6 protein-coding genes are annotated in these 8394 nt (G+C 64.9%); 2 read left to right on the top strand and 4 right to left on the bottom strand.

Annotation, left to right across the window (positions count from 1 at the left end; genetic code table 11):
• Positions 1 to 315: ATP-binding cassette domain-containing protein (locus tag C2U70_RS06545; protein ID WP_140977180.1), on the top strand; the 315-nt coding region annotated here is incomplete at its 5' end.
• On the opposite strand, the gene C2U70_RS06540 is transcribed toward C2U70_RS06545, so the two are convergent.
• The gene (locus tag C2U70_RS06540) at positions 297 to 974 is read right to left on the bottom strand and encodes a TetR/AcrR family transcriptional regulator (protein WP_246666677.1); all 678 of its coding nucleotides are present in this window, start codon (positions 972 to 974) and stop codon (positions 297 to 299) included. The genes C2U70_RS06545 and C2U70_RS06540 overlap by 19 nt on opposite strands.
• Before the next feature lie 131 nt (positions 975 to 1105).
• On the opposite strand from C2U70_RS06540, the gene C2U70_RS06535 reads away from it, so the two are divergent.
• Positions 1106 to 3394: an arylsulfatase gene (locus C2U70_RS06535; protein ID WP_140977177.1), complete on the top strand. Its 2289-nt coding sequence runs from the start codon at positions 1106 to 1108 to the stop codon at positions 3392 to 3394.
• A gap of 13 nt (positions 3395 to 3407) precedes the next feature.
• On the opposite strand, the gene C2U70_RS06530 is transcribed toward C2U70_RS06535, so the two are convergent.
• The 3 genes from C2U70_RS06530 to C2U70_RS06520 form a co-directional block, all read right to left on the bottom strand.
• Positions 3408 to 3956, bottom strand: a complete 549-nt coding sequence (locus C2U70_RS06530; RefSeq protein ID WP_140977175.1) for an invasion associated locus B family protein — start codon at positions 3954 to 3956, stop codon at positions 3408 to 3410.
• A 61-nt stretch (positions 3957 to 4017) separates the two neighbouring features.
• The gene (locus C2U70_RS06525) at positions 4018 to 7164 is read right to left on the bottom strand and encodes a multidrug efflux RND transporter permease subunit (RefSeq protein ID WP_140977173.1); all 3147 of its coding nucleotides are present in this window, start codon (positions 7162 to 7164) and stop codon (positions 4018 to 4020) included.
• Positions 7161 to 8333 (bottom strand): efflux RND transporter periplasmic adaptor subunit, encoded by a 1173-nt coding sequence (locus C2U70_RS06520; protein WP_140977171.1) that lies wholly within the window; start codon positions 8331 to 8333, stop codon positions 7161 to 7163. Before C2U70_RS06520 ends, C2U70_RS06525 begins: the two co-directional genes overlap by 4 nt.
• Between the last annotated feature and the right edge of the window lie 61 nt (positions 8334 to 8394).

The following is an 8394-nucleotide window of genomic DNA, read 5'->3' as shown; positions in this document are numbered from 1 at the left end:
GCCGGCACCATGTCCGGCGGTGAGCGGCAGATGCTCGCGGTCGGTCGCGCGCTGATGAGCGATCCGAAGCTGTTGATGCTGGACGAGCCGTCGCTGGGCCTGGCACCGACCGTCGTCGAATCCATGTACGAAACCTTTGGCCGCCTGCATCGCGAAGGCCTGACTATTCTGCTCGCCGAGCAGTCGATCGAACTCGCGCTCGAAGTCTCCGATTTCGCGACCGTGCTCCAGGTCGGCAAGAGCGTGCTGTCGGGCACGGCTGCGGCCCTGGCCCAGGATCCGCAAGTTCAAAAGGCCTATCTCGGCGTCGGATGATTGATCTCGGCTTGAAGCATCAACAGCAAGCAATCGGCAAGCCGGGTCTCCATCTCCTTGGCATGGAGCGAGAGCGGGCCGGGATCGTTGAGGATCGCGTTGACCAGCGTGCCCAGCACGATCTGGAAGCAGAAGGCGATCGTCTTCGTCTTGGCGGCGGTGCGGCCCTTGCCCATGGCGGGCAGCAGGAGAGGAGTGGAGCGCTCGGTGGTCGCGCGCGCCAGCGCCTTGAACGTGGTCCATTTGTCGGGGCGGGTGTCGTCGTGCTGAAGCGCTGCCCGCAATACGCCTTCGTGGCTGCGGATCCAGGCCACGATGCCGGTCACGATGATGTGGCAGATCTTGTCGAGCGAGGCTTCGCCGAGAGAACCGCGCGCCATGTCGGAGAGCCGCTGCTCGCCGTCGCGTGCGGCAAGCGCCATCAGCGCGTTGAAATAGGCTTCCTTGCTCTCGAAGCGGCTGTAGAAGGCGCCGACGGTGACACCGACTTTGTTGCAGAGCGCTTCGATGGAGAGCTCGGCAAGGCTTCGCGTGCGCAGCAGCTCGGCGCCGGCCTCCAGCAGCGCAAACGTCGTCTCCCGGCTGCGCTTCTGGCGCGACGGCGTGACGCCGGGCAGGTCGACATCGCCAACTCCCGCTAGCTCCGACAATGGCCGCATTCGTGCTTGCATCGCTCCTAAACCATAATCATAATTCGGATTATGATTTTGAGCAAGGCGGCCCGCGAGGGCTGGCAGGGCGAGCCGCGGGTCAACCGCGGCGGTCCGCAAGGCTGGTCAGGGAGGATCACATGAGCGTAGGCAGCGGCAAGCCGTTTGGCGGCACCGTCGGCAAGACGGTTGCGGACTCGAAACCCTGGTGGCCGGAGGCGGCAAAACCGCCCGCGGGTGCGCCGAACATCCTGATCGTGCTATTCGACGACGTCGGCTTCTCCGATTTCGGCTGCTACGGCTCGGCGATCAAGACGCCGACCATCGATCGCCTCGCGGCCGAAGGGCTGCGCTATTCGGGCTTCCACACCACCGCGATGTGCTCGACCACGCGCGCAGCATTGCTCACGGGGCGCAACCATCATTCGGTCGGCGTCGGCTGTCTTGCCAATTTCGATTCCGGCTATCCCGGCTATCGCGGCAAGATCGCGCGCGAGGCGGGGACGCTTGCGGAGATGCTGCGCGGCCACGGCTATCGCAACTACATGATCGGCAAATGGCACGTCACCCCACTGACCGAGAGCGGCGCCACCGGCCCGTTCGATGGCTGGCCGCTCGGCCGCGGCTTCGACCGCTTTTACGGCTTCCTCGATGCCGAGACCGATCAATATGCGCCCGAGCTCGTCTCCGACAACACGCATATCGATCCTCCCGGCACCTATGCCGACGGCTATCATCTCACGGAAGATCTCGTCGACCAGGCGATCCGCTTCATCGGCGATCACGTCGCAGATCGGCCGGATATCCCGTGGCTGACCTGGGTCGCGCTCGGCGCCTGCCATGCGCCGCATCAAGCGCCGGCCGACATCATCAGGAGCTACGACGCCGCCTTCGCGCACGGCTGGGACGTCGAGCGCGAGCAGCGGCTGGCGCGGCAGAAGGCGATGGGCTTGGTGCCGCCGGAGACCCGGATGCCGGCGCGCAATGACGGCGTGAAGGCCTGGGAGGAGCATTCCGCCGACGAGCGCCGCGTGTTCACGCGGCTGCAGGCTGCATTTGCCGGCATGCTCGACCATTCCGATCGTCATCTGGCGCGCCTCGTTGCGTTCCTGGAGACATCAGGCGTTCGCGACAACACCGTCGTCATCGTGATGTCGGACAATGGCGCGAGCCAGGAGGGCGGGCCGCTCGGCTTCGTCAACGCGATGGGTCCCTTCAACTTTAAGCCGGAGCCGATCGCGGAAAAGCTTGCACGCATCGAGGACATCGGTGGCCCCGACACCCACAGCAATTTCCCGCATGGCTGGGCGATGGCGTCGAACACACCGCTGCGCCGCTACAAGCAGAACACCCATGGCGGCGGGATCCGCGATCCCTTCGTCATCAACTGGCCGAAGCGGATTCCGGCGAAGGGCGAGTTGCGCCATCAGTTCGTCCACGCCTGCGACCTGACGCCGACGCTGCTGGAGCTGATCGGCATCGAAGCGCCCAGGCAGATCGCGGGCTGCCCGCAGATGCCGCTGGAAGGCGAGAGCTTTGCGCGCTCGATCACGGAGGTATCTGCGCCCTCAAAGAGCTCGCCGCAATATTTCGAGATGTTCGGCCATCGCGGGCTCTGGCATCGCGGTTGGAAGGCGGTCGCATTTCATCCGCCGGGCACGCCGTTCGAGAACGACAAATGGGAGCTGTTCCATCTCGATCGTGATTTCTCGGAGACCGACGACCTCGCCGCAAAGGAGCCGCAGCGCCTGAGCGAGATGATCGGCCTGTGGTGGACGGAAGCCGAAAAGCATCAGGTGCTTCCGCTCGACGATCGCTTCGGTCCGCGCTTTGCGGAGAACGCCGCGCGCTTCCACGGCGCGCGCCACAGTTTTACGTTCCACGCCGGCATGGGCCATGTACCGACCGACGTCGCGCCTGACGTGCGCAGCCGCAGCTACACGATCGAGGCGCATGTCGAGATCGACGAGGTCGGCGCGGATGGCGTGCTGATCGCCCATGGCGACGCCACCTCGGGCTACAGCCTCTACGTCAAGGACGGGCTGCTGGTGCACGATCTCAACATCGGCGGCAGTCACCAGATCGTCTCGTCGAACCGCATGGTGCCGCCGGGCGCGCGCCGGCTCGGTGTCCATGTCGAGCGCCTCGTGCGCAAGGAGCCGCCGGCAAAAGGCTCACGCACCGGCGTGTCTGAATACACGCTGCTGATCGACGGCGAGGCGGCCGGATCGCTGCAGACGCAGCTCGGCTTCCACACGCTGATCTCTTGGTCCGGGCTCGACATCGGCCGCGACCGCGGCAGCCCGGTGTCGCACTACGAGGCGCCGTTCGAGTTCAAGGGACGGCTGTTGCGGGTGAACGTCACCATGCACAACGACCAGAAACTCGACGGCGAGGCCGTCGGCAACGCGCAGATGGCGCGGCAGTGAATCGGGGAGGGACCTACTTGATCTTGTCGTAGGCCGCCGCAAAGTCGGTCAGCGACATCGGAATGGCGATGGTCTCCTTGGCCATGTTCTGGAAGGACACCTTCAACTGCTTGCCGGACTTCATGCTTGCAAGCAGCTCGGCCGAGATCGGCGTCGAGGCGTAGCAGCCGCGGTTCTCGCAGGTCTGGATCTGGAGGTCGATCGCCTTGCCCTCGTCGACCTGCAGTTTTGCGCCGGCCGGCAGATTGAGGCCCAGCGGCAACTGCACGAGCGCGACGGGCACGCGGCTGTCGGCGGGCACGCGGATGTTGATGAGCACGATGAGCTGACCGGTCTTGGTCAGCACCGCATTCTGCTCGATCGCGCATTCGAGCGGCGCGTCGCGGCTGACGCTGGAGCAGCGCGCGGCCCAGCCGGGCTGCGGCGGTGGCGTGGCTTCACCTTGCTGCTGCGCAGCGGGAGCGGGCGTCGCGGGTGCCGCCTTCTGCTTCGTGCTCTGGGCGTGCGCGGCGCCGGTGACGAGCAGGAGCGAAGCGATGAGAGCTGCAAATCTGGATTGCATGTGGTTGGCCCGAACGATGATTGGTGGAGGGGCAAGATTGCCAAGACTACTCGTGCCAAAACTACTCGGCGGCTTCCTTGACCGTGCCGTGCTCGGCCGTCTCGTGCCCGGAACCGTCGGCGTCGCGGCCCCAGCTCGAGAACCAGTTGTTGAGCTCATCGAGATAGAGATAGACCACCGGCGTGGTGAACAGGGTTAGCGCCTGGCTGACGATGAGGCCGCCAACCATGGCGTAGCCGAGCGGCTGGCGGATCTCGGCGCCGGTGCCGTGTCCGAGCATCAGCGGCACGCCGCCGAGCAGGGCGGCCATCGTCGTCATCATGATCGGGCGGAAGCGCAGGATCGCAGCCTGGCGGATCGATTCCTCGGGCGTCTTGTGCTGGTCGCGCTCGGCGGCGATGGCGAAGTCGACCATCATGATGCCGTTCTTCTTCACGATGCCGATCAGCAGGATGATGCCGATCAGCGCGATCAGGCTGAAGTCGAAGCCGGCCGCCATCAGGATCGCGAGCGCGCCGACGCCGGCCGAGGGCAGCGTCGAGAGAATCGTGATCGGGTGGATGTAGCTCTCGTAGAGGATGCCGAGGATCAGATAGACCACGACGAGGGCTGCGAGGATCAGGAGCGGCACGGTGCCGAGCGACTGCTGGAACGCCTGCGCGGTGCCCTGGAAGCTCGAATTGAGCGTGGCGGGCGCGCCGAGATCGGCCATCGCCTTCTGCACGGCTTCGGTCGCCTGGCCGAGCGCCACGCCCTGCGCGAGGTTGAAGCTGATGGTGATCGCGGGGAACTGGCCCTGGTGGCTGATCGAGAGCGGGCGGACCGGATCGGTCGTCCAGCTCGCGAAGGTCGACAGCGGGACCTGCTCGCCGGTCAGCGGCGACTTCACATAGAGCTTGTTCAGCGTATCGAGATTGCCCTGCAATTCGGGCAGGATCTCCAGGATGATCTTGTAGGTGTTGAGCTGGGTGAAATACTGCGTAACCTGGCGCTGGCCGAAGGCGTCGTACAGCGTGTCGTCGATCACCTGCGGTTGGATGCCGTAGCGGGCGGCGGTGTCGCGGTTGATCCTGAGTTGAAGTGTTGTGCCCTGGGTCTGCTGATCGGTGGCGACGTCGCGCAGTTGCGGCAGCGTCTGCATCTTGGCGAGGATCTTTGGCGCCCACTCGTTCAGCTCGCCGAGGTCGGCGTCCTGCAACGTGAACTCGAACTGGGTGCGGGTCGGCCGGCCGCCGAGCCGAACGTCCTGCGCCGCCTGCATGTAGAGGCGGGCGCCTTCGACCTTCTCGAGCTTGGGGCGCAGCCGCGCGATGATCTGCTGGGCGGATGCGTCGCGCTGGTTGCGCGGCTTCAGGGTGATGAACAAATTGCCATTGTTGCCGGCGCGGCCGCTGCCGCCGATCGCCATCGCAACGGTGGCGACGTCAGGATCGGCCATCACGATCTTGCCCAGCGCCTCCTGCTTCTTCTTCATCTCGGCGAAGGAGATGTCCTGTGAAGCCTCGGACGTCGCGGTGATCAGGCCGTTGTCCTGCTGCGGGAAGAATCCCTTGGGGATCAGGATGAAGAGGTAGACCGACAGGCCGAGCGTCGCGAAGAAGATGAGCAGCGTGATCCGCCGCCAGCTCATCGCGATGTCGAGGACGTGTTCGTAGCCGCGCAGCATCGCGTCGAAGCCACGCTCGCTCCACGCATAGAAGCGGCCATGCTTGACCTCGCCATGGGCGCGCAGGAAGCGCGAGGCCATCATCGGGGTGAGAGTCAGCGACACGATCATGGAGACGAAGATGGTCATCGCCAGCACCACCGCGAATTCGCGGAACAGGCGCCCGATGATGCCGCCCATCAGCAGCAGCGGAATCAGCACCGCAACCAGCGACACGCTGATGGAGACGATGGTGAAGCCGATTTCCTTGGCGCCCTTGTAAGCGGCGGCCATCGGCGATTCGCCCTGCTCGACATAGCGCGTGATGTTTTCGAGCATGACGATGGCGTCGTCGACCACGAAGCCGACCGCGATGGTGAGCGCCATCAGCGACAGATTGTCGAGCGTATAGCCGACCAGCCACATCAGCGCGCATGCGCCGAGCAGCGCCAGCGGCACGGTCACCGTCGGAATCACGGTTGCCCAGAAGCTGCGCAGGAAGATGAAGATAACCATGACCACGAGCGCGATGGTCAGCAGCAGGGTGAACTGAACGTCCTCGACCGCGGCGCGGATGGTCTGGGTGCGGTCGCTGATCAGCTCGATCTTGATCGCGGGCGGGATCGCGGCGACCAACCGGGGCAGGGTGGCCTTGATCCTGTCGACGGTCTCGATGACGTTGGCGCCCGGCTGCTTGAATATCACCAGAAAGACGCCGCGCTTGCCGTTGGCCCAGGCCGCCTGCTTGGCGTCCTCGGGACCGGTCACCGCCTGACCGATGTCGCGGATGCGCAACGGCCCGCCATTGCGATAGGCGATGATGACGTCGTTCCAGTCCTTGGACTGGGTGAGCTGGTCGTTGGCGTAGATCGTGTAGGCGCGCCGCTCGCCGTCGATGTTGCCCTTGGGGCTGTCGACGGTGGTGATGGCGATCTGGCTGCGCACGTCCTCCAGCGACAGGCCCTTGGCGACGAGTTTTGCCGGATCGATCTGGACGCGGATGGCCGGCTTCTGCTGGCCGCCGATGAAGACCTGCGCCACGCCGGAGATCTGGCTGATTTGCTGCGCGAGCTGGGCGTCGACGGCGTCGCTGACGGTGGTCAGTGGCAGCGTGTCGGAGGTGGCCGATAGCAACAGGATCGGCGAGTCCGCCGGGTTCACCTTGCGATAGGTCGGCGGCGACGGCAGGTTTTTCGGCAACTGGCCGCTGGCCGCGTTGATCGCGCCCTGAACGTCGTTGGCCGCGCCGTCGATGCTGCGGTTGAGGTCGAACTGGATTGTGATCGAGGCGGTACCCAGATAGCTCGTCGAGGTCATCTGGGCGATGCCCGGGATCTGGGCGAACTGGCGCTCCAGCGGCTGCGCCACCGAGGAGGCCATCGTCTCCGGGCTGCCGCCGGGCAGGTTCGCCGTGATCTGGATGGTCGGGAAGTCGACTTGGGGCAGGGGGGCGACCGGCAGCAGCGGGTAGGCGACGAGGCCGACGAAGAGGATGCCCGCCATCAGCAGCGAGGTGCCGATGGGATAACGAATGAAAGGTGCTGAAATTCCGCCGCCGTTCATTCCTGTCGGACCTTGCTCTGGCCGGGATCGGAGCTTGCGACCGCCGTCGAGACCAGGCTGCCGGGCTGCACCCTGAACGAGCCGCCGGTGATGACCTGTTGTCCCGGGCTAAGCCCTTCCTCGATCACCGAACGGCCGTCGATGGAGTAACTCACCTTGACCTTGCGAAGCTCGGCCTTGTTCTCCTGGCTGACCGTATAGGCATAGAGCCCGTTGGTCGAATGCTGGACCGCATCGTCAGGCACGACGGTGGCATCCTTTACGGTCCGGATCAGGAGACGTGTCGAGACCGACTGCCCAGGCCACAGCGTCCGCCCCTTGTTGTCGAACACCGCCTTCAGCCGGATAGTCCCGCTCGTCGTGTCGACCTGGTTGTTGACGACGGAGAGCTGGCCTTCGGCGAGCGTCTTCTTGCCGTCGGTGGTGAGCGCGATGACCTTGAGCGGGGCGATCTTCTGGCTCTCGCTGATATAGGGCAGCTGCTCCTCGGGCGCGGTGAAGATCACCGTGATCGGCTCGATTTGCGCGATGGTTACCATCGCGGTCTGGCTCGATGCATTGACGATGTTGCCGACATCGACCTGGCGCAAGCCGGCAACGCCGGTGAACGGCGCCGTGATCTGGGTGTAGTCGAGCTGGGTTTGCGCGTTGGAAATGGCGGCTTCGTCGGCCGCGATCTGCGCGGTGAGCTGGGCGACGGTGGAGCGTTGGGTATCGACCCGCTGCGCGGTCGCGAAATCGCCGAGTTTCATCGAGCGCTGAAGCTCGAGATTGGCGTTGGCGAGGTTCGCCTCGTCCTGCGCCTTCTTGGCCTTGGCTTGATCGAGCGTGGCCTGATACGGCCGGGGATCGATCGAGACCAGCAACTCGCCCTGCTTGACGATCTGGCCTTCGGTGAAGGCGATCTTGTCGATCTGGCCGTCGACCCGCGTCCGTACTTGCACGGTGTTAAACCCCTGAACCGTGCCGAGCCCGGTCAGATAGACCGGGAAGTCAGCTTTCTGGACCGGCGACACGCTAACCGGCACGGGGGGCGCGCGGGGCGGGCCCTTTTGCGCGGTCTGAGTCTTTGCCGCATCAGGAGAGAGGTAGCGTTGCCAGCCAAAATAGCCCGCCAGGGCCACGGCTGCGATGATCGAAATCCAGAGGATCGGCCGTGACTTCTTCATGTCGGCTTCGTGTTGGCTCGCCTGCCCAAAGGGATTAAAATTATGGGTCTTTGAAAGCGTT

The organism is Bradyrhizobium guangdongense (assembly GCF_006483445.1).
Taxonomy (GTDB): Bacteria; Pseudomonadota; Alphaproteobacteria; order Rhizobiales; family Xanthobacteraceae; genus Bradyrhizobium; species Bradyrhizobium guangdongense_A.
Note: the sequence above shows the minus strand (reverse complement) of the source record. Positions and strands in the feature narration are given on the sequence as shown.